This window comes from Pseudomonas sp. H1_G08, from assembly GCF_054681355.1.
This window is the reverse complement of sequence record NZ_CP162822.1, coordinates 2987146-3007590: the sequence shown is the minus strand read 5'-3', so window position 1 is coordinate 3007590 and position 20445 is coordinate 2987146. Positions and strand designations below refer to the sequence as shown.

General features: G+C 61.7%; 20 protein-coding genes. 12 read left to right on the top strand and 8 right to left on the bottom strand.

Annotated features, from left to right (window positions below):
- Positions 1-189: 189 nt before the first annotated feature.
- The 3 genes from kdpC (at position 190) to AB4N85_RS13615 (ending at position 4279) form a co-directional block, all read left to right on the top strand.
- Complete coding sequence (gene kdpC / locus AB4N85_RS13625; RefSeq protein WP_252868056.1) at positions 190-735, top strand: potassium-transporting ATPase subunit KdpC; 546 nt, start codon at positions 190-192, stop codon at positions 733-735.
- 145 nt (positions 736-880) lie between these two features.
- Positions 881-3532, top strand: a complete 2652-nt coding sequence (locus AB4N85_RS13620; RefSeq protein WP_252868055.1) for a sensor histidine kinase — start codon at positions 881-883, stop codon at positions 3530-3532.
- Positions 3533-3580: 48 nt separating this feature from the next.
- Complete coding sequence (locus tag AB4N85_RS13615; RefSeq protein WP_252868054.1) at positions 3581-4279, top strand: response regulator; 699 nt, start codon at positions 3581-3583, stop codon at positions 4277-4279.
- Positions 4280-4427: 148 nt separating this feature from the next.
- On the opposite strand, the gene AB4N85_RS13610 is transcribed toward AB4N85_RS13615, so the two are convergent.
- Positions 4428-5465: a patatin-like phospholipase family protein gene (locus tag AB4N85_RS13610; RefSeq protein ID WP_252868053.1), complete on the bottom strand. Its 1038-nt coding sequence runs from the start codon at positions 5463-5465 to the stop codon at positions 4428-4430.
- A 214-nt stretch (positions 5466-5679) separates the two neighbouring features.
- On the opposite strand from AB4N85_RS13610, the gene AB4N85_RS13605 reads away from it, so the two are divergent.
- From AB4N85_RS13605 to AB4N85_RS13595, 3 genes are all read left to right on the top strand, one after another.
- A complete protein-coding gene (locus AB4N85_RS13605) occupies positions 5680-5958 on the top strand; it encodes a hypothetical protein (protein WP_016770894.1) in 279 nt (92 codons plus the stop codon).
- 103 nt (positions 5959-6061) lie between these two features.
- Entirely contained in the window at positions 6062-6820 is a 759-nt protein-coding gene (locus AB4N85_RS13600; RefSeq protein WP_252868052.1) for a CHAD domain-containing protein, read from the top strand.
- Between the two features lie 233 nt (positions 6821-7053).
- Positions 7054-7848 (top strand): acyl-CoA thioesterase, encoded by a 795-nt coding sequence (locus tag AB4N85_RS13595; RefSeq protein ID WP_056788449.1) that lies wholly within the window; start codon positions 7054-7056, stop codon positions 7846-7848.
- 1 nt (position 7849) lies between these two features.
- Here the strand turns inward: AB4N85_RS13595 and AB4N85_RS13590 are convergent, their stop codons facing one another.
- From AB4N85_RS13590 to AB4N85_RS13580, 3 genes are all read right to left on the bottom strand, one after another.
- Entirely contained in the window at positions 7850-8215 is a 366-nt protein-coding gene (locus AB4N85_RS13590) for a DUF962 domain-containing protein (RefSeq protein ID WP_016770891.1), read from the bottom strand.
- A gap of 203 nt (positions 8216-8418) precedes the next feature.
- Positions 8419-9900 (bottom strand): methyl-accepting chemotaxis protein, encoded by a 1482-nt coding sequence (locus AB4N85_RS13585; RefSeq protein ID WP_252868051.1) that lies wholly within the window; start codon positions 9898-9900, stop codon positions 8419-8421.
- Positions 9901-10107: 207 nt separating this feature from the next.
- Positions 10108-10914, bottom strand: a complete 807-nt coding sequence (locus tag AB4N85_RS13580) for a TatD family hydrolase (RefSeq protein ID WP_252868050.1) — start codon at positions 10912-10914, stop codon at positions 10108-10110.
- A gap of 234 nt (positions 10915-11148) precedes the next feature.
- Between AB4N85_RS13580 and AB4N85_RS13575 the strand changes: the two genes are divergently transcribed.
- The 3 genes from AB4N85_RS13575 (at position 11149) to AB4N85_RS13565 (ending at position 13675) form a co-directional block, all read left to right on the top strand.
- Positions 11149-12570: an MltF family protein gene (locus AB4N85_RS13575; RefSeq protein WP_252868049.1), complete on the top strand. Its 1422-nt coding sequence runs from the start codon at positions 11149-11151 to the stop codon at positions 12568-12570.
- A gap of 113 nt (positions 12571-12683) precedes the next feature.
- Positions 12684-13118: a DoxX family protein gene (locus AB4N85_RS13570; RefSeq protein ID WP_016770887.1), complete on the top strand. Its 435-nt coding sequence runs from the start codon at positions 12684-12686 to the stop codon at positions 13116-13118.
- Between the two features lie 248 nt (positions 13119-13366).
- Positions 13367-13675, top strand: coding sequence for a hypothetical protein (locus tag AB4N85_RS13565; protein WP_095182213.1), 309 nt, complete (start codon positions 13367-13369; stop codon positions 13673-13675).
- A 6-nt stretch (positions 13676-13681) separates the two neighbouring features.
- On the opposite strand, the gene greB is transcribed toward AB4N85_RS13565, so the two are convergent.
- From greB to AB4N85_RS13550, 3 genes are read right to left on the bottom strand one after another with little or no spacing between them, the layout of a single operon-like run.
- Complete coding sequence (greB, locus tag AB4N85_RS13560) at positions 13682-14179, bottom strand: transcription elongation factor GreB (protein ID WP_252868048.1); 498 nt, start codon at positions 14177-14179, stop codon at positions 13682-13684.
- A gap of 34 nt (positions 14180-14213) precedes the next feature.
- Positions 14214-16718, bottom strand: coding sequence for an ABC transporter permease (locus AB4N85_RS13555; protein WP_460064707.1), 2505 nt, complete (start codon positions 16716-16718; stop codon positions 14214-14216).
- Positions 16718-17401 carry an ABC transporter ATP-binding protein gene (locus tag AB4N85_RS13550; protein ID WP_016770883.1) on the bottom strand — a complete coding sequence of 228 codons (684 nt, stop codon included), beginning with the start codon at positions 17399-17401 and terminating at the stop codon, positions 16718-16720. The genes AB4N85_RS13555 and AB4N85_RS13550 overlap by 1 nt, the downstream gene beginning before the upstream one ends.
- A 10-nt stretch (positions 17402-17411) precedes the next feature.
- Between AB4N85_RS13550 and AB4N85_RS13545 the strand changes: the two genes are divergently transcribed.
- The 3 genes from AB4N85_RS13545 to AB4N85_RS13535 all read left to right on the top strand — a co-directional run bounded on the left by AB4N85_RS13545 (position 17412) and on the right by AB4N85_RS13535 (position 19535).
- Entirely contained in the window at positions 17412-18017 is a 606-nt protein-coding gene (locus tag AB4N85_RS13545; RefSeq protein WP_252868046.1) for an arylesterase, read from the top strand.
- Between the two features lie 57 nt (positions 18018-18074).
- Positions 18075-18368 (top strand): hypothetical protein, encoded by a 294-nt coding sequence (locus AB4N85_RS13540; RefSeq protein WP_016770881.1) that lies wholly within the window; start codon positions 18075-18077, stop codon positions 18366-18368.
- A gap of 195 nt (positions 18369-18563) precedes the next feature.
- Positions 18564-19535: a L,D-transpeptidase family protein gene (locus AB4N85_RS13535; protein WP_024013783.1), complete on the top strand. Its 972-nt coding sequence runs from the start codon at positions 18564-18566 to the stop codon at positions 19533-19535.
- 126 nt (positions 19536-19661) lie between these two features.
- On the opposite strand, the gene oprI is transcribed toward AB4N85_RS13535, so the two are convergent.
- The gene (gene oprI / locus AB4N85_RS13530; RefSeq protein WP_003183784.1) at positions 19662-19913 is read right to left on the bottom strand and encodes an outer membrane lipoprotei OprI; all 252 of its coding nucleotides are present in this window, start codon (positions 19911-19913) and stop codon (positions 19662-19664) included.
- Positions 19914-20445 lie beyond the last annotated feature (532 nt).

Genomic DNA, 20445 nt, shown 5'->3' with positions numbered 1-20445 from the left:
GAGAGGGGACTGACCGAGGTGTTTGTGCGAGGTTCGCCGACCTGAAATTCCGAGCCTAACTCGGGTTTGAACAGCGCAAGGATCGGCTCCCTTTCCCCCTCGCCCCCTTGGGGGAGAGGGCTGGGGTGAGGGGGAAAAATCTCCCTGACACCCCGCAAAAGTTTGCCCAACGAATTCGAGGATTTTGAAATGTCCACAATGATACGCCCGGCCCTGACCCTGTTGGCGCTGATGACCCTGATCACCGGCGTCGCCTATCCACTCGCGGTCACCGGCATTGCCCAGGTCGCTTTCCCGGCTCAGGCCAACGGCAGCCTGATCCACGACGCCGACGGCAAAGTCCGCGGCTCGTCGCTGATTGCTCAGGATTTCAGCGGTGACAACTGGTTCCACCCGCGCCCCTCTGCCGGGGCTTATGCCACCGTCGCCAGCGGCGCCAGCAACCTCGCGCCGAGCAATCCGGCCCTGGCGACCCGCGTAATCGAAGACGCGCAAAAACAACAAGTCGCTGGGCAGGGGCCGGTGCCATTGGCCTTGCTGACCACCTCCGCCAGCGGCCTCGATCCGCACTTGCCACCGGCGGCAATTGCCTATCAACTGGCGCGTGTCGCAGCAGCGCGTAACCTGCCGGTGTCGACCTTGCAGCAATTGCTCGATAAGCACATCGAACAGCCGCTGGTTGGGCCGCCGGTGGTGAATGTGCTGGAGCTGAATCTGGCACTGCAAAACCTGTAATTCAGTTGATACCGATCGTTCCCACGCTCTGCGTGGGAATGCATCAATAGACGCTCTGCGTCTGCTTTTATGGGACGCAGAGCGTCCCGGACTGCATTCCCACGCAGAGCGTGGGAACGATCATTCGTAAGAGAGAACATCAAGCATGAGCGACTCCGGCCGCGCCGACGCACTGTTAGCAGACCTGCCCCGCGATGGCCGTGGCCGGCTCAAGGTTTTCCTCGGCGCGGCGCCCGGGGTCGGCAAGACCTACGCCATGCTCCAGGCTGCCCACACGCAACTGCGCCAGGGCGTGAAGGTCCTCGCCGGCGTGGTCGAAACCCATGGCCGCGCCGAAACCGAAGCCTTGCTCGGTGGCCTGCCGCAGCAGCCGTTGGTGCGCAGCGAATACCGTGGCGTGCTGCTTGAGGAAATGGACCTCGACGGCATTCTCGCCGCCAAGCCGAAGCTTGTGCTGGTCGATGAACTGGCCCACAGCAACGCCCCCGGCAGTCGTCACGCCAAGCGCTGGCAAGACATTCAGGAACTGCTCGCCGCCGGCATCGACGTGTACACCACGGTCAACGTCCAGCACCTGGAAAGCCTCAACGATCAGGTGCGCGGCATCACCGGTGTACAGGTGCGCGAAACCCTGCCGGACTGGGTCCTGCAGGAAGCCTTCGAGCTGCTGCTGATCGACCTGCCGCCGCGTGAATTGCTCGAGCGTCTGCGCGAAGGCAAGGTCTACGTGCCGGAACAGGCCCGCGCTGCGATCGACGCGTTTTTCACCCAGACCAACCTTACCGCCCTGCGTGAACTGGCGATGCAGACCGCCGCCGCGCAGGTCGACAACGATCTCGCCCAAGGCTATCGCCAACTCGGCCAGGCCGCGCCGGCGGTGCGCGGGCGTTTGCTGGTCGGTATCGATGGCGATGCGCAGGCCGAACGGCTGGTGCGTCACGCCAGCCGCGTCGCCCAGCGCCGACATCTGCCGTGGAGTCTGGTACATGTCGACAACGGCAGTGCGCGGGATGAGCAATCACGGTTGCGCCTGCAAAGCGCCCAGCAACTGGCCGAACGCCTCGGTGGCGAAGTGGTGCTGTTGCGGGCCGGCGAAGTGGCGAAAACCCTGATTCAACACGCCGCCGAACGCCGCGCCAGTCTGTTGCTGGTCGGCCAGTCGCGGCCACGTCTGCGCCGTCGACTGTTCGGCGGTGGTCTGGCGGCGCGCCTGTTGCGTCAGGCGCACGGTCTGGAAATCAACGTGCTCGACAGTGACCACGAGCAGCGCCAACCGCGCCCGCGCAATTCAGTCACGCTGGTGTGGTTCGACTATGCGCTGGCGCTGGTCGCGACGTTGTTGGCCACGGCCCTGGCCTGGGCGGTGTCGAGTGTGTTGCCGCTGCCGAACATCTCGCTGGTTTTTCTCGCGGCGGTGTTGCTGGTGGCGGTGCGCAGTAGCCTCGGCCCGGCGCTGGCCTGTGCGGCGCTGTCGTTTCTGACCTACGATTTTCTGTTCATTCCACCGAATTTCTCCTTCAGCATTCAGCGCGAAGAAGACGTGCTGACGCTGCTGTTCTTCCTGTTGATGGCGGCGCTCACCGGCAACCTCGCGGCGCGTCAGCGGCGGCAGTTGCAGGCCTTGCGCGATACGCAGGAAGAGACCAGCGAACTGCTCGACCTGTCGCGCAAACTCACCGCCGCGACTGATCGCCAGGCCGTGATCAGCGCCGCCGCGCAGCACCTTGAAGGCTGGAGCGATGTGCAATTGTGCTTGCTCAACCGCGACGGCCAGGGCGGCTGGAAAGTCGAAACCGGCGGGCCACTGCAATTTACCGAGGCCGAACGCGCCGCCGCCGATTGGGCTTGGCAACACGATCAACCGGCGGGCAAGGGCACCGGTACCTTGCCGCTGGGGCGTTGGTGGTGGTGGCCGTTGTCGGTTGAGGACGGGCCGCTGGCGTTGCTTGGTGTTTGCGCCAAGGAAGGCCAGAGCTTGAGCGGTCAGCGCCGACGTTTGCTCACTGCGCTGAGCCAGCCGTTGGCGCAAGCCCTGGCCCGCGCGCAATTGGCCGATGACCTCGAAGCGGCGCGTCTGCACGGCGAAACCGAACAATTGCGCAGCGCCTTGCTGGCCTCGGTGTCCCACGATTTGCGCACGCCGCTGACAGCCATGCGCGGCAGCATCGACAGCCTGCTGGCCCTCGGCGAAGCGATCCCGCTGGAAGATCGCCGCGAGCTGCTCGAAGGCACCCGCGATGAGGCCGAACGCCTCGACCGCTACATTCAGAACCTGCTCGACATGACCCGCCTCGGCCACGGCGCCTTGAAGCTGGCGCGCGACTGGGTATCGCCGGCCGATATCGTCGGCAGTTCGCTCAATCGCCTGCGCGCTGTGCTGGCGCCGCTGCAGGTCAGCACCGAAGTGCCGGCCGAGTTGCCGTTGCTCTATGTGCACGCGGCGCTGATCGAGCAGGCGCTGGTCAATGTGCTGGAAAACGCCGCGCGCTTTTCCCCCAGCCACGGTCGCCTGCAACTGCGCGCCGGCGCCAATGAGCAGGAGATTTTCTTTGCGGTCAGCGATGAAGGCCCGGGGATTCCTGAAGAGGACCGAGCGAAGATTTTCGACATGTTCTACACCGCCGCGCGCGGTGATCGCGGCGGGCAGGGCACGGGGTTGGGGCTGGCGATCTGTCAGGGCATGGTCGGCGCCCACGGCGGGCGTATTTCCGTGGCTGACGGCATCGACGGGCGCGGCACCTGCATCACCTTGCACCTGCCGTTGCAGGCACAACCGGGGATGGACGGTGAAGCTTGAAGTCGACTGCGCTACTCTCTTGCCAATCTATTGTGTTGATGTGAATTCATGAGCCAGACCGCGACCATTTTGGTCATCGACGACGAACCGCAGATCCGCAAATTCCTGCGCATCAGCCTCGCTTCACAAGGCTACAAAGTGCTCGAAGCCGGCACCGGCGCTGAAGGCCTGGCACAAGCCGCGCTGAGCAAACCGGACCTGGTGGTGCTTGACCTCGGCCTGCCGGACATGGACGGTCAGCAGGTGCTGCTCGAGTTGCGCGAATGGGCGACCACGCCGGTGCTGGTGCTGTCGGTGCGCGCCAGTGAAGGGCAGAAGGTCGAAGCGCTGGATGGCGGCGCGAACGACTACGTGACCAAACCGTTCGGCATTCAGGAATTCCTCGCCCGGGTCCGCGCGTTGTTGCGTCAAGCCCCGGCGGGGGAGGCGCAGCCAGCGGCGCTGAGTTTCGGCCCGTTGACCGTGGATCTGGCCTATCGGCGCGTGCTGCTCGACGGCGCCGAAGTCGCCCTGACCCGCAAGGAGTATGCGGTGCTGGCGCAACTGGCGCGGCATCCGGGGCGGGTGATCACCCAGCAGCAGTTGCTCAAGGATATCTGGGGGCCGACGCACACCGAGGACAGTCATTATCTGCGCATCGTGGTCGGGCACCTGCGGCAGAAACTGGCGGATGACCCGACCCGGCCGCGGTTTATCGTGACTGAGGCGGGGGTGGGGTATCGGTTGTTGAGTGCTGATGGGTTGTAGTTTTGTGTTGTATGGTCGGGCGCCATCGCGGGCAAGCCCGCTCCCACAGTGAGCTATGTATCACCCAGATTTCATTCCCGCCGAGAACCCTGTGGGAGCGGGCTTGCCCGCGATGAGGCCGGAACATTCACCCACAGCCTTCAGGTAATCAACCCTGCTCCTGCTCATACCGATCCAGCGTATCACTGGCAATCTCCCGCCCCAGCGCGATCAACTCCGGCGCCTTGTAGAACTCGAAAAACCGGCACACCCGTTTCGGCACGTTGATCAGGATATCCGGCGGATACCCGGCAATCTTGTACTGCGCCAGTGAGGTCTGCATCACCTCGAAACTCTGGTTGATCAAATCCAGCAGCGACGCCGGCCCGACGTTATCGATGATGAACGAACCGGTGGCGGATTTCGGCGCGCCTTCGCGTTCCGGGGCCGAGGCCGGTTGCTGGCTTTCCGGTTCGACGCCCTCAAGCCACGGATTGATCTCCGCCGCCTCGGCGCGCAAGGCTTCCTGTTCCAGCTTCAACAATTGTTCAGCCTGTTTACGCCGGAACGGCAACTTCGAACCCATGGATTTGATCAGACTGTCGAAGCGCGAACGGAACGCCGCCGGCCGCTCGATCACCGGCAACTTGTACTGGCGCTGATTGGTGGAGTTGAGGTTGACCGCGATGATCAGGTCGCAATGGCTCGACACCACCGGAACGATCGGCAACGGATTGAGAATGCCGCCGTCGACCAGCATGCGGTTGCCCTGCATCACCGGGGTAAACAGGCTGGGAATCGCCGCCGAGGCGCGCATGGCCTGATGCAGGCAGCCTTCCTGAAACCAGATTTCCTGCTGATTGGTCAGGTCGGCGGCGACGGCGGTGTAGGGGATGCGCAGGTCTTCGATGTTGATCTCGCCGACGATCTTGCGAATCTGCCCGAAAACCTTTTCACCGCGAATCGCGCCGAGACGGAAACTCACATCGACCAGACGCAGCACGTCGAGGTAATCAAGGCTTTCGATCCAGCGGCGGTACTCATCCAGTTTGCCGGCGGCATAGATCCCGCCGACCACCGCGCCCATCGAACAACCGGCAATGCAGGCGATGTCGTAGCCGCGTCTTTCAATTTCTTCGATAACGCCGATATGGGCATAGCCCCGGGCGCCACCGGAGCCCAGTACCAGTGCGACACGCTTTTTCATCAAACTTCCTCCGGACAAGCCTGCACAATGCACGCATCGGCCAAGCGGCTCAATCGCCAAGGTCGTTGCGCGAAGCGGTGACGTCGTTTTTCGTTCGCGGCGTACGCTTGCGCGCTATGCTCTGCGCCACGTGGTTTGACCGATCAGCGAGGCACTTTTTCACCGCTTGACCGTCTTACCTGCACGACTGTTGACCTACCTTGAGGTGTGAGTGATGAAAGCCTGGATCTGTGTACCGTTGATGGCTCTGGTTCTGGCCGGTTGCGCCGGCAAAACCGCGTACCGCGACAGCTGCGGCAGCCAACTCGACGCGGCCTGGCACGAACTGGATCTGGCCAAGGCCGAAGGCTTCGCCGGCACCGTCAGCTATTCCAAAGCGCTGTCGCTGCTGACCGCCGCCAAGACCCAGCAACAATTCGAAGGCTTCGAAGGCTGCAGCAAGAAAGCCGAGAAAGCCCGCTTCTACATTCGCGAATCCCGCGCAGGACGTTAACAGCAGCTGCAAGTTTCTAGCTGCAAGCCGCAAGCTTTGAAGCAATCACATTCAGCTTGAAGCTTGTAGCTAGAAGCTTGTAGCTGTCTACGGAGTAGACCCCATGATCGATCGCTTGGTGGCTCATGTGTTGAGCCTGGATGTGCGGCTACTGGCATGTCAGGCGCGCCTGACTGCGCGCACTGATCCCGAGGCGTTGCATGATTTGCGCACCACGGTGCGGCGCTTGCGCAGTCTGTTGCGGCCGTTGCGCGGCTTGCCGGGTGTCGAGCAACTGGAGGCGGCGGCGTCTGCGGTGGGCGAGTTGACCACACCGTGGCGTGATCGCGAAGTGCTCGCGGCGTATCTGCTCGAGCATGATCAGCCCGAGGCTGCGCAGCGGCGTCTGGCGCAAATGGCCGAGGCGTATCCGGCGCTGGCGGCGAGTGCGGAAGTGGCTTCGTTGCTGATGATTCTTGACGCCTTTCCACGATTTTTGCGCGCGTCCCAGCGTCAGGGCTTGCTCAAAGATCTGGATAAACGCATTGAAAAACGCCTGGGCAAACAATGGCAGAAACTCGACGAAGCGCTGCACGATCCCGCCCATGACCGCCATCGCCTGCGCCTGCTGATCAAACGCGTGCGCTATGGTATCGAAGCCTACCCCGAACTGGATCGCTTGCCGAAATCGGCCTACAAACGCCTGAAATCCGCGCAAGGCGCACTGGGCGACTGGCACGATTGCTGGCAATGGCTGGCGCGCGCCGAACAGGAGGCTGATCTGCAACCGTGCGTGGCCACCTGGCAGGCCGGGTTGATCAAGGCAGAGCTGAAGGCCGATCAAGTGCTGGAAAAGCTCAGCGCTACGTGTTTCAAATCCTGAAGCTTGCGCATCCCCTGTAGGAGCTGCCGAAGGCTGCGATCTTTTGATTTTGATTTGCAAACAGATCAAAAGATCGCAGCCTCGTTTCACTCGACAGCTCCTACAAGGGTTTTGCGGCGAAATCGAAAAGTGCCAAGGCCTATCTGTCAGCCCATTTGACCGGAATAGACGCTGCGCCGCCGCCCGGGGCTGGGTAAGATCCGCGCATTCCTTTCTCGTTTTCCGAGGTTGCCATGCGCTTTTGCGATCTGCTCGATGCTGTCCGCCAACAACCTGAAGTAATCATCCCCGCCGAATGGGGGCAGGGCCGCGCCAGTTTTGGCGGACTGGTGGCCGCGCTGCAATTTGAAGCCATGCGCGCCAGGGTGCCGACGGAGCGCCCGGTGCGTTCGCTGGCGATTACCTTTGTCGGCCCGGTCGAGCCGGAAGTGCCGGTGAGTTTCGAAGTCGATGTGCTGCGTGAAGGCAAAGCCGTCAGCCAGGTGTTGGGCCGCGCCATGCAGAATGGTCAGGTGGTGACGATCATTCAGGGCAGCTTCGGTGCCTCGCGGCCCTCGGAAGTCGCCGTCGAAGCCTACCCAGCGCCGATCATGAAACACTGGGACGAATGCCAGGAGCTGCCCTACATCAAAGGCGTGACCCCGGAATTCATGCGCCATCTGGCGATGCGCTGGAGCGTCGGCGGTATTCCGTTTTCCGGCACGGCATCGCGCTTGATGGGCGGCTGGGTGCGGTTGCGTGGGGATGTCAAAGAGGAGCCGGTCAACGAGGCACATCTGCTGGCACTGGTGGATGCCTGGCCGCCGGCGCTGTTGCCGTATCTGAAGAAGCCGGCGCCGGGTAGCACGCTGACCTGGACCATCGAATTCGTGCAGCCGTTACACGATTTGAGCACGCTGGACTGGTGCCAATACCTGGCCGACATCGAATACGCGGCCGACGGTTACGGCCATGTCGCCGCGAAGTTGTGGAGCGCGAAAGGGGAGTTGATTGCCATGAGTCGGCAGACCGTGACGATCTTCGCCTGACTCAATGCCGACGGTGGCGCTCACGCCAGGCGCGCCACCAGCCACCGCTGAGAAAGAACCGCGGAAAGGTCAGAAACTGCTCGACCAGCAAACGTGACACGGCATCTTTGCGATCACTGAACGGCTCGGAGGCTTGCGCCTCCAGGCCGTGGCCGTGGCGCTGCAGACCCAGCGCCGCGATGATACCGATCACGCCGATGGCGACGCTGGCCAGGCTCAGACTGAACACTCCCGACACGATCAACAGAAACGCCACGATGAACAGCGGCACGGCAATCAAGTGCAGGACCAGATTGGTCGGATGCTGATGATTGCCCGGGTAGGCGCGCCATTGCCATGCGGGAAGGTTGGGGTGACGTTTGCCCATGTTTGCTACTCCTCGATCCATGTTGAACTTCATGGTTGAAGAATAGGCCCGGGCGCGGAGCGCGGCGAATCAAGGTTGGCTATTGAAGTGATAGCCGTCATCGCAGGATTCGATGTAGATGCCTCTGACGCCTTCGCGAGCAGGCTCGCTCCCACATTGATTCTATGGCGCATGTGGGAGCGAGCCTGCTCGCGAAAGCGGATTCACAATTTCAACTGACCTATCGCCTTGTTCAGCTCCCCGGCCAACGTCGCCAGCTCATTACTGGTCGTCGCCGAATCCACCGTCTGCTGCACGGTGTTCTCGGTCACGTCACGAATACTCACCACCGCGCGATTCATCTCCTCGGCAACCTGACTCTGCTGTTCCGCCGCCACGGCAATCTGCGTGTTGCTTTCGCGCATCTGCGCCACCGCTCCGGTGATTTCCGCCAGCGCCGCGCCAGCCTCCTGCGCCTGCTGCACGCAGTCGTCGGCCTTGTACGAACTCTCCTGCATGAAATCCACCGCATCGCGGGTGCCGGCCTGCAACGCGGCGATCATGCCGGTGATCTCGTCGGTGGAAGCCTGCACGCGCTTGGCGAGATTGCGCACTTCATCGGCGACCACGGCAAAGCCGCGACCCATCTCCCCGGCGCGGGCCGCTTCGATCGCCGCATTCAGCGCGAGCAGATTGGTCTGTTCGGCAATACTGTGAATCACGCTGACCACGCCGTTGATCTTCTGGCTGTCCTCGGCCAGGCGTTGAATCATTTCTGCCGTCTGCTGCACGCCGTTGGACAACCCGGCAATCGATTGCTGCACCCGCGCCACCACCTGCTGACCGCTGCCGGCGAGGACATCGGCGGTTTTCGACAGATCGCGTGTGGCGCCGGCGTGTTGCGCGATGTGATAAACGGTGGCGGTCATTTCGTTGATCGCGGTGGCAGCCTGGTCGGTTTCGCTTTGTTGGCCGAGCATGCCGTGGCGCACGTCGTTCATGCTCGAGGCCAGCCGCGCTGCACCGTCATCCAGTTGTCGCGCGGTGCTGGCAACGGTGGTCACGACGCGTTGATAACCGGCCTGCATGGCGTTGAAGGCATTGGCCATCTGCCCGACTTCGTCCCTGCCCACCAGCGGCACGCGAGCGGAGAGGTCGCCGGTTTTTTCAACGTGCAGCATCACGTCTTTCAACGTGTTGAGCTGGCTGAGCAGAAAGCGGATCAACAGTTGCGAGGCGCCGAGCATCGCCAGCATCAGGATGAATACCGCCAGCGCATAGTTGGCGAAACGCTCGCTGAACACCTGGCTCAGGCTCGGGGCATAGGCGATGACCGCCACTTGCTCGCCGTCGGCACGGCTGAACACTTCGGCGCCGATCAACGGATTCTCGCCAAACAGCGGCATTTCATTGATGGCGTTCCAGCCGTTGCTGCCGGTGATTTCCAGCAGCGGTTGATCATTGAGACGCGGCGCTTCACTGCGCTTGAATGTCAGCACTTGGGCGGACTTGGGCAACGGTTGCCCGAGCGGCCAGGCCTTGAGCAACTGCGCCTGCGCTTGTGCGGATGCCTGCGCGGCGTGGCTGCGGGCCTGCTGTTCGAGATGTACGGCGTACAGTACGAGCAGCAGGGTGGTGACAAAGGCGACCGCGTTGACCGCCCAGAATTTGTATTTCAGCGAGATGTTGCTAAGCCAGGCACCCATGGAGGTCTTCTCTGATAGCGGAAACAGTTTTGGCAAGGTGCCATTATTGTGCCGCTATGCAGATTCGGGAGTTTTGATATGAATCAACAGATGCCGAGATCTATTGTGGGAGCGAGCCTGCTCGCGAAAGCGCTGCGTCCTTCAGCCCATTTGTAGCTGATCCACCGCCTTCGCGAGCAGGCTCGCTCCCACAGGGGAAGTGTGCAGTCAGGTGAGAATGGGAAGATTAAAAAACGCCCGGGCACACGCGGTGGTATGTGCGGCCAGCGCTTCCTCAGTCTCGCCGCGATGCAACGCCACCTCGCGCAGCACTTCGGTCAGATACGCCGGTTCGTTGCGACCGTTTTTCGGTTTCGGCCGCAACGTGCGCGGCAGCAGATATGGCGCATCGCTTTCCAGCATCAGCCGCCCCGGCTTGATCTCTTTGACCAATGGATGCAGATGCGTGCCCCGGCGTTCGTCGCAGATCCAGCCGGTGATGCCGATGTGCAGATCCAGATCGAGGTAGCTGAACAAAGCCTTTTGCTCGCCAGTGAAGCAGTGCACCACCGCCGCCGGCAGTTGATCGCGGAAGTCTTTGAGGATCTCCAGCAGCCGCTGGCTGGCATCACGCTCGTGCAGGAAGACCGGCAATTGCAGTTCGACGGCCAGCGCCAGATGTTCTTCGAGAACCTTTTCCTGTTGCGCGCGCGGGGAGAAGTCGCGGTTGAAATCCAGCCCGCATTCGCCCACCGCGACGACGCTGGATTCGTTCAACAGACTGCGCAGACGACGGGCGCTGTCAGCGTTCCAGTCGCTGGCCGAATGCGGGTGAATACCGGCGGTGGCGAACAGCCGTTGGCCACTTTCATCCAGTTGCTGGCACAGTTCCAGCGCCTGCTCGCTACCCTCGACGCTGGTGCCAGTCAGCACCAGTTGGCAGACGCCGGCGGCGTAGGCGCGGTCGAGCACGGCCTGGTGTTTGTCGGCGAAACTGGGGTTGGTCAGGTTGACGCCGATATCGATGAGTTGCATGGTGCTACCTCGGGCCGAAGGCCGGAAAGCATATCAGAGCTGTAGATTTATAAGAAAAGCCAAGAACTACAAAGACTTATGGCTGTCTGTTGAGGCCGCGGGGGACTCCGGGGTGGCGACAATGCCATCACTGTGCCAGTCTCACGCACTTTATCAGCGCGCAAAGCGCTCTGTTTTCGTCGGTGATGTCGTCTCTTTTGCGACGAATCGCCCCGTATTCTTTTCGGAGAGTGGATGCATCGTCCCTCGGTTCTGCTGCTGTTGTGTGCTGCGTTGCTGCTGCCGATGACGGCGGCCGCGCGCCTGCCCGGACCGCTGCAAGCCGTACCGGCGAGCAAGGTTCGCGACCTCTCCGAAATCCGCAGCAGCCGCGTGTTGCGGGTGTTGGTCAATCAGAGCCGCAACAGCTCCGGCGAAGTCCAGGGCCAGGCCATCGGTGTCGAGTACCACCGATTGCGCGCGTTCGAGCAATACCTCAATGGCCATGCTCGCGACGGCCAGGAAGTCACCCTCAAGATCATTCCCAAAGCCAAGGATCAATTGCTCGGCGCTTTGCAGCGCGGCGAAGGCGACATGGTCGCGCCCGGTGAATTGCTCGATCTGCCATCGGGCTATGCAGTGGCCAGCAGTGAGCCGATTGCCAGCAACGTGCCGCTGGTGCTGGTCGGCATCAAGGGCCAGCGCCGGTACACCAAGGTCGAGCAACTGTCCGGCAAGACCCTGGCCTTGCCTACCGGCAGTGCGGCGGGGGAGGTGGTCAGCCAGCTCAACCAGAAACTGGCGCTGCACAAACTGGCGCCGATCAACATCGAGTGGGTCGATCCGACGCTGGCGGTCGAAGACGTGCTGGAGATGGTCCAGGGCGGGATTTTCCACCTGACCATTGTCGAGCAACCGATTGCCGAGCGTTGGGGCAAGATCCTGCCGAAGCTGCGTCTCGATCGGCAACTGAGCCTCGGCGAGCCGGGCGAAGAACATTGGTTCGTGCGCCGCGATGCGTCGATGTTGCGCGCGAGCATCGATCGCTTCCTCACCGGTTACAAGAGACCGTCGGACGAAGACGCCGCTTTCTTGCGCATCTATCGGCGCCTTTATCAGGTGCACAATCCGCTGGCCAAGGCCGATCGCCAGCGTCTGGAAAAACTCCGTCCGACCCTGCAGAAGCATGCCGACGCGCAAAACATGGACTGGCTCAATCTGGCGGCGCTGGCGTTCAAGGAATCGCGTCTGCAGCCCAACGCCCGCAGCGGCAGCGGTCCGACCGGGCTGATGCAGATCACTCCGTCCGCCGCGCAACGGGTCGGCGTGAACAATATCCAGAATCTCGATGCGAATGTGCAGGCCGGCGCCAAGTACCTGGCGATGATCCGCCGCAAGTTCTTCAGCAGCCCGAAACTCAACGAGCGTGAGCGCATGGCGTTCACCCTCGCCGCGTACAACATCGGCCCCGAGCGCGTCCAGGGTATGCGTGCGGAAGCCCGCCGCCGTGGCCTCAATCCCAACCAGTGGTTCTTCCAGGTCGAGCGCATTGCCATGGAGCAGGTGGGGATGGGCGCCGTCAGCTATGTTAATAGCGTGAACAAGTATTATCTGGCATTCGACCGGGAGCGAGAGTCGCTCGAGCCCCGGCAGCAGAAAGTGGTCACACGGAAATAATCTAACAATTCGATTGTTATGGCGAAATTTTTGCGCTTTAAACATGAAATAAACTGATTAATATAGCGACCAACCCAAACACACAAACACTTCTGCACAACAAGGAATGCACCATGAGCTCTCTGATCAACAAGGTTCTGTTCACCCGCGCCGGTTACGGCCTGACTGTCCTGCGCATTGCTGTCGGCGTGATCTTCGCCGCCCACGGTTCGCAGAAACTCTTTGGTCTGTTCGGTGGTTACGGCTTGGCCGGCACCGCACAATGGATGGAAAGCATTGGCCTGACCCCCGGCTACCTGATGGCCTCGCTGGCTGGCGGTACCGAGTTCTTCGCCGGTCTGGCGCTGATCATCGGCCTGCTGGCACGCCCGGCGGCACTCGGTCTGGCGTTCCTCTCGCTGGTGGCGATCTTCTCGGTGCACATCGGTAACGGTCTGTTCATGGCCAACAACGGTTACGAGTTCGCTCTGGCTTTGTTGGCCGGCAGCATTGCGGTCCTGATTGAAGGCGCCGGCAAGCTCTCGGCGGATCGCGCCATCGCCGGTTGAAGGCTCTGGCTCAAGGCAAAGGCCCGCATTGCGCGGGCCTTTTTTGTTGCGGGGGATTCTTGACACTGGTCGGTCACGTTCTCTAGGATGTTGCCCATGCGCCGATTTAAACAGCTACTTGCGGGGCGCCAGGTGACTTCTACAGTTACCGTCAGAAGCCGGAACAGGGCTTCGAAATACCGCTAAAGCGCTGGTTCGGTGTTGCCTCTCACCTGCCATGCAGACTTTTGAGGCAGAGACACGACACGATGAACGCACTACGCCCTCCAGCACGTCCCGCGCCGATCACGGCACATGTCACCCAGCGCAACCCGAAAATCCTTCTTGGCGGCAAACACCAGCCGACGCTGTTGCGTTATCTCGATGGCTGGCCACGTCGCAGCGGCGGTCCTGCCGCATTCCTGATCCAGTTTGTCGATGACGGCGAGTCGCTGGCGCGTTTTGCTACGGACAGCTTCGATCTGGCGGTGATTCAGGCGCCGAGCGCAGAAGATGCGCCGGACATGATCAAGCAACTGACCCGCGTAGCGCGGCAGGGCCTGATCACTCGGCGCTGATCAGTCTTACGGGTATTCAATCGCAACGATGTAAACGAACTGCTCGCCGGTCGGCGTTTGCACCCGCACTTCCGCGTCGAGTGCCTTGCCGATCAGCGCGCGGGCCAGCGGCGAGTCGATGCTGATCAAACCCTGTTTGAGGTCCAGTTCATCGGGGCCGACAATGCGGTAGTGCGACTGCTTGCCGTCTTCGTCTTCGATGGTCACCCAGGCGCCGAAATACACCTTGTTTGGATCGCTGGGTTTTTCGCTGACTACCTTGAGCGCTTCCAGGCGTTTAGTGAGAAAACGCACGCGACTGTCGATTTCGCGCAGCATCTTCTTGCCGTAGGTGTACTCGGCGTTTTCCGAACGATCGCCCTGCGCTGCCGCTTCACTCACAGCCTGGGTGACCTGCGGGCGACGCACATGCCACAACTCATGGAATTCGGCGCGCATCCGCGCTTCACCCTCGGGGGTGATCAGCGCGGTGCCGGCGGTGCGGGGAGGGCGATAACGACTCATGGCGACTTCTTGTGATTAAGACCGCTTGAGTCTATCAACCCTCGCGCAACACTGTCAGCGGGCTCGCATTCAGAGCGCGACGCGTGCCGAACACACCGGCGCCACCAATCAGCGCGGCGCCAATCAGCGGCAGCACCAGCAGCCATGGATGCGGATGCCATGGCAGATCGAAGGCGAAGCGGTACAGCACCAGACTGACCACCTCCGAACCGATCGCCGCGAGCAGACCGCTGACCGCACCCAACAGACCGAATTCGATACGCCGCGCCTTGATCAGCAACTGCCGCTCGGCGCCCAGCGCGCGCAACAGCGCACCCTGGCGGATGCGTTCATCCAGCGTCGCTTGCAGGCCGGAGAACAGCACCGCCATCCCCGCAGCCAGAACAAACAACAACACATATTCCACCGCCAGAGTGACCTGAGCGAGGATGCTGCGCAGCTGTTCGAGCAACGCTTCGACCTGCAGGATGGTCACCGCCGGGAAGGTCCGCGACAACTCGACGATCTGCTGATCATGCCCCGGAGCCAGATAGAAACTGGTCAGGTAGGTCGCCGGCAGATCCTTCAGGGTGCCAGGCTGGAAGATCATGAAGAAGTTCGGCTGGAAGTTGTCCCAGTTGATCTCGCGCAGGCTGGTGACCTTCGCTTCGCGATTGACCCCGCCGACACTGAACACCATGTGATCGCCGAGTTTGAGTTTCAGGCTTTCGGCAACCTTGCCTTCCACCGAAACCCCCGGCACATCATCGGACGGCTGGCCGCTCCACCACGAGCCGGCGGTGAGCTTGTTGCCGGCCGGCAGATCCGCCGCCCAGGTCAGGCTCAGGTCACGCTGAATGGCGCGGTCACCGGCCGAGTCCTTGCTGACGATCTGTTGTACCGCTTCGCCATTGATGCTGATCAACCGACCCGGCACCACCGGATACAACGGCGCCGCTTGCGCGGACACCTTGATCAGGTGATCGGCGAAAGCCTGTTTGTCCGCCGGGAGAATATTCAGTGCGAAATAGTTCGGCGCGTTTTTCGGTAGCTGGTTCTGCCAGGTGTCGAGCAGTTCGCCGCGCAGCAGTGCGATCAGCGCCATCGACAGCAGGATCAGACCGAACGCCAGCGACTGCCCGGCCGCCGCCAATGGATGCCGCAACAACTGGCCAAGGCCCAGACGCCAAGGCAACGAGGCGCGGGCCAGCATGCGGCGCAGGCTTTGCAGCAGCAACAACAGCAGGCCGCCCAGCACCAGCGCGGCGACTACGCCACCGCCAAGCAGGGCGAAGGTCAGCAGCAGATCCAGACTCAGACGCCACATGATCAGGCCCAGCGCACCCAACGCCGCGCCGTACACTATCCATGTGCTCGAGGGGATCGGCAGCATGTCGCGGCGCAACACCCGCAGCGGCGGCACGCGACCCAGTGCAGCCAAAGGCGGCAAGGCAAAACCGGCCAGCGCCACCAGCCCGGTGCCAATCCCGGCCATCGCCGGAAACAGGCCGCCCGGCGGTACGTCACTTGGCAGCAAATCATGCAGCAACGCGAACAGACCCAGTTGTGCCAGCCAGCCGAGCAGGGCGCCGCTTATGGCGGCAATCAGGCCGAGCACGGTCAGTTGCAGGCTGAACAGCACCATGGTTTCCCGGCGTGACAAGCCGAGGCAGCGCAGCAAGGCACTGGCGTCGAAACGGCGACTGGCGAAACGATTGGCCGACAGCGCCACGGCCACGCCAGCCAACAACACCGCGACCAGACTGGCCATGTTCAGATAGCGCTCGGCCTTGCCCAGCGCACCGCCAATCTGCCGGTTACCGTCACGGGCATCCTGGATTCGCTGGTTTGCAGCGAGGCCCGGTTTGATCAGCTCGCGATAAGTTTCCAGCGCCTGCGGTTCGCCGCGCCACAGTTCGCGATAACTCACCCGGCTGCCCGGTTGCACCACGCCGGTGGCGGCGAGGTCCTCAAGATTGATCAACACCCGTGGCGTCAGGCTGTAGAAGTTGCCGGCGCGATCCGGCTCGTAGGTCAGCACGCGGGTCAGCTTGAGCGTCTTCATGCCGACGTCGATGCTGTCGCCGATCTTCAGATCCAGCGCGGTCAACAGACGTGCCTCGACCCAGGCTTCACCGGGTTGCGGTTCGCCGCCGACTTCTTCCTGGGCGAATGGTGCGGGCGCGCTTTTCAGCTCGCCGCGCAGAGGATACGCGCGGTCGACGGCTTTGATGCTGGATAACTGAATGCCATTGTCGGTGGCGATGACGCTGGAGAACTCCACCACTTGCGCATGATTCAGGCGCAGTTCGGTGCCGCTGCGGATTTGCTCCTCGCGGGCCGGCGAGCTGCCTTCAAGGACCAGATCGGCACCGAGAAACTCGGTAGCGCGCAGCATCATTGCGCCATTGAGGCGGGCGCCGAAGTAGCCGATCGCGGTGCTCGCCGCGACGGCCACCACCAGCGCGAAGAACAACACGCGCAATTCTCCGGCGCGGGCATCGCGCATGAGCTGGCGCAGGGCAAGGCTGAACAGACGCAACAGCGGCAGACGTGCCATCAAGGCTCCAGAGGGGCGACCAGCAGCCCGGCTTCAAGACGGATCAGGCGCCGGCAGCGATGGGCCAGGCGTTCGTCGTGAGTCACCAGCACCAGGGTGGTGCCGCGTTCCTTGTTCAATTCGAACAGCAAGTCGCTGATGCGCTCGCCGGTGTGGCTGTCGAGGTTGCCGGTCGGCTCGTCAGCGAACAGCACGTCCGGTTCGGCAGCGAAGGCGCGGGCGATGGCCACGCGTTGCTGTTCACCACCGGAGAGCTGGCGCGGCGAGTGGGTCAGGCGCTGGCCGAGGCCGACGCGCTGAAGCAATTGCGTGGCGCGCTCGCGGGCATCTTTGCGGCCGTCGAGTTCAAGCGGCAGCATGACGTTTTCCAGCGCATTGAGGCTGTCGAGCAACTGGAACGACTGGAAGACAAAACCGACGTGCTCGGCGCGGATTCGCGCGCGTTGGTCTTCGTCGAGATTGCTCAGGCCCTGGCCGGCGAGGGTGACTTCGCCGCTGCTCGGCAGGTCGAGGCCGGCAAGCAGGCCGAGGAGGGTGGATTTGCCGGAACCGGACGCGCCGACGATGGCCAGGCTGTCGCCCTTGTTCAGTTCCAGGCTGAGTTCGTGCAGGATAGTCAGTTCACCTTCCGCGCTAGGGACCACTTTGCTGAGGTTCTTCGCGGTGAGAATGCTTGCGCCCATGGAGAATCCGATGCGTGTATGGTTTTTGAGTGCTGGCCTGGCCTTGATGTGCATGGCCCAGAACGCAGCGGCGGGTACTGTCCTGATCGTTGGCGATAGTATCAGCGCCGGTTTCGGCCTGGATACCCGTCTGGGGTGGGTCTCGCTGCTCGAGCAGCGGCTCAAACAGGAGGGTTTCGACGATAAAGTGGTCAACGCCTCGATCAGTGGCGACACCAGTGCCGGAGGCCTGGCGCGGCTGCCGGCGCTGCTTGCAGAGCATAAGCCTGAGCTGGTAATCCTCGAGTTGGGTGGCAACGACGGCCTGCGCGGGATGCCGCCAACGCAATTGCAACAAAATCTTGCTTCGATGATCGACAGCTCGCGGCAGAGCGGCGCGAAAGTGCTGCTGCTCGGCATGCAGTTGCCACCCAATTATGGCAAGCGCTACACCGATTCGTTCGCTGAGGTTTACGGCAAGCTCGCCGTAGAGAAAAACATCCCGTTGGTGCCGTTTTTTCTCGAAGGTGTCGGTGGTCATCCGGACCTGATGCAGGCCGACGGTCTGCACCCGGCGGCGGGGGCTCAGGGCAAGTTGCTGGAAAATGTCTGGCCGACGCTAAAACCGCTGTTATGAGGCTTTTCTAGAGGCAGGCTTTCGGCTAATGTGGCGCCCCCTAATTTGGAGCCCCCGATGCCGCGTCCTGCCTGGTCCCTGTTTGCCTACCAACTGATCGAGCCTGACGAGCAGCTGGATCTGTTCGCCTGCCAGGAAGTGCGGGTGCATCTGGTGACGCGTCAGCTGGAACTCGGTGGCTCGGCTGATCGCACGCTGTGCGGCACTCTGCTGCCGGCGCAACCGCGCTGGTCGAATGTTGATCGCCGGGTGTTCCAGGATCAGCGTCTGTGCTCGCTGTGCCGGGCGATTCTCGAATCGCAGAAGCGCGGTACGTCGCCGATCTGGCCCGAGCTTCGATTCGAACTTTAAGATCAAAAGATCGCAGCCTCGTTGCACTCGTCAGCTCCTACAGGGAATGCGTTGCAAATGTAGGAGCTGACGAGTGCAACGAGGCTGCGATCTTTCAGGGCGCGACACGGTCTATCGGGGTGTCTCCCGAATCCCCAAGCCGCGGTGTACAATCGCGCCCTTATACCCTTGATGATCATGCGAAGGATTTTCCGGATGTTGCCGCGCTTTCCTGCCGTCACCCGCTGCCTGTCACTTGCCGCCCTGTGTGTGGCCGGCCCCGTTGCTGCATTGGAGCTTCCCCTGCCACCACCCGGCGAAGACATCGTCGGCCAGGTGCAGGTGATCAAAGCCAAGTACGAAGACACCTTCGCCGACCTGGGCACCACCTACGATCTGGGTTATTCGGAAATGGTTGCGGCCAACCCGGGCATCGATGCCTGGCTGCCGGGCGCCGGTACCGAGATCGTCCTGCCGACGCGCTTCATCCTGCCGCCTGGCCCGCGTGAAGGCATCGTCATCAACCTCGCCGAATACCGCCTCTATTACTATCCGAAAGGCCGTGACGTGGTGTACACCTTCCCGCTGGGTATCGGCCGTGAAGGCTGGGGCTCGCCGATCGCGCACACCTCGATCATCGCCAAGACACCGAACCCGACGTGGACGCCTCCGGCTTCGATCAAGGCCGAACACGCCGCTGACGGTGATCCGCTGCCCAATGTGGTGCCGGCCGGTCCTGATAACCCGCTGGGTCCGTTCAAGTTCACCCTCGGCACGCCGGGCTACCTGATCCACGGTTCGAACAAGAAGTTCGGCATCGGCATGCGCACCAGCCACGGCTGCTTCCGCATGTTCAACAACAACGTGCTGGAGATGGCCGGCATGGTCCCGGTCGGCACCTCGGTGCGCATCATCAACGACCCGTACAAGTTCGGTCGCAGTGGCGGCAAGGTCTATCTGGAAGCGCACACGCCGCTCGACGACAAGGGCAACCCGTCGGTGGTCGACAAGCACACGGCGGTAATCAACGCGATGCTCAAGCGTGAAGACATCACCAGCAACCTGCGCATGAACTGGGATGTGGTGCGTGATGTGGTCGCCGCCGAAGACGGCCTGCCGGTAGAGATCGCCGTGCCGAATACCTCGGCGCCAATGGTGAGCAGTGCACCGATCGACCTGCAGCAATAAGCTCTGATTGAAAACCCGCCGATGCGAGCAGCGTCGGCGGGTTTTTTATTGCACGGAGAAAAGCACCGGGCACAAAAAAGCCGACCCGGAAAACCGGATCGGCTCGATAACAATCCCGAGGGATTATTACTTGCGGCTAGCTTTTTCCAGCATGCGCAGAGCACGCTCGTTAGCTTCGTCAGCAGTCTGTTGTGCTTTTTGAGCAGCAGCCAGAGCTTCATCAGCTTTACGGTAAGCTTCGTCTGCACGAGCCTGGGAGCGAGCAGCTGCGTCTTCAGTAGCGGTCAGACGTGCTTCGGTTTCTTTCGATGCGCTGCTGCAACCGGTAGCCAGAACTGCGGCCAGAGCCAGAGCAGAGAATTTCAGAACGTTGTTCATCGTGTTCCCCTTCAAGGACTTTCAAATTAAGTGGCTGTCTCCTCACGATTGAGGAAATAGCCGGCGTACATACTACCCATTACTTGTAGTAAGTAAACTGACGTAGCGCAAGAAGCAAAAAAAATTGTAGGCGTTGATTCTTTTTCGAGCAACTTTTAACTGCGCTGTATAAAAAATATCCAGCTGCAAGCCCCGGCGTGAGCGACTCAAACGGGAAAAGTTCCCGCGCTCGCGCGCTGTTTTTGCGACTTCGGCTAAAGTCTTTCTAAATGAATTCGTCCACACTTTTGTTCAGGTTCTGCGAAGCGCTTCGCGTATCTTTGTTGATGTACAGGTGACTTTAAAAAAGGTCGCACGTCTTAAGTCTCAACATTCCGGCAATGTTCAGGCAAACGGCACGCAAAGATTGTCTTGCGGCCGAACCTGCGACCATCGATGCCAATGCACGCAAACCATCCGATGACGAGCGTACCTTGAGCATTTTCGCCAATGGTGCCTACTATTCAGCAGGTGTCAGATTGCGCGAGATCGG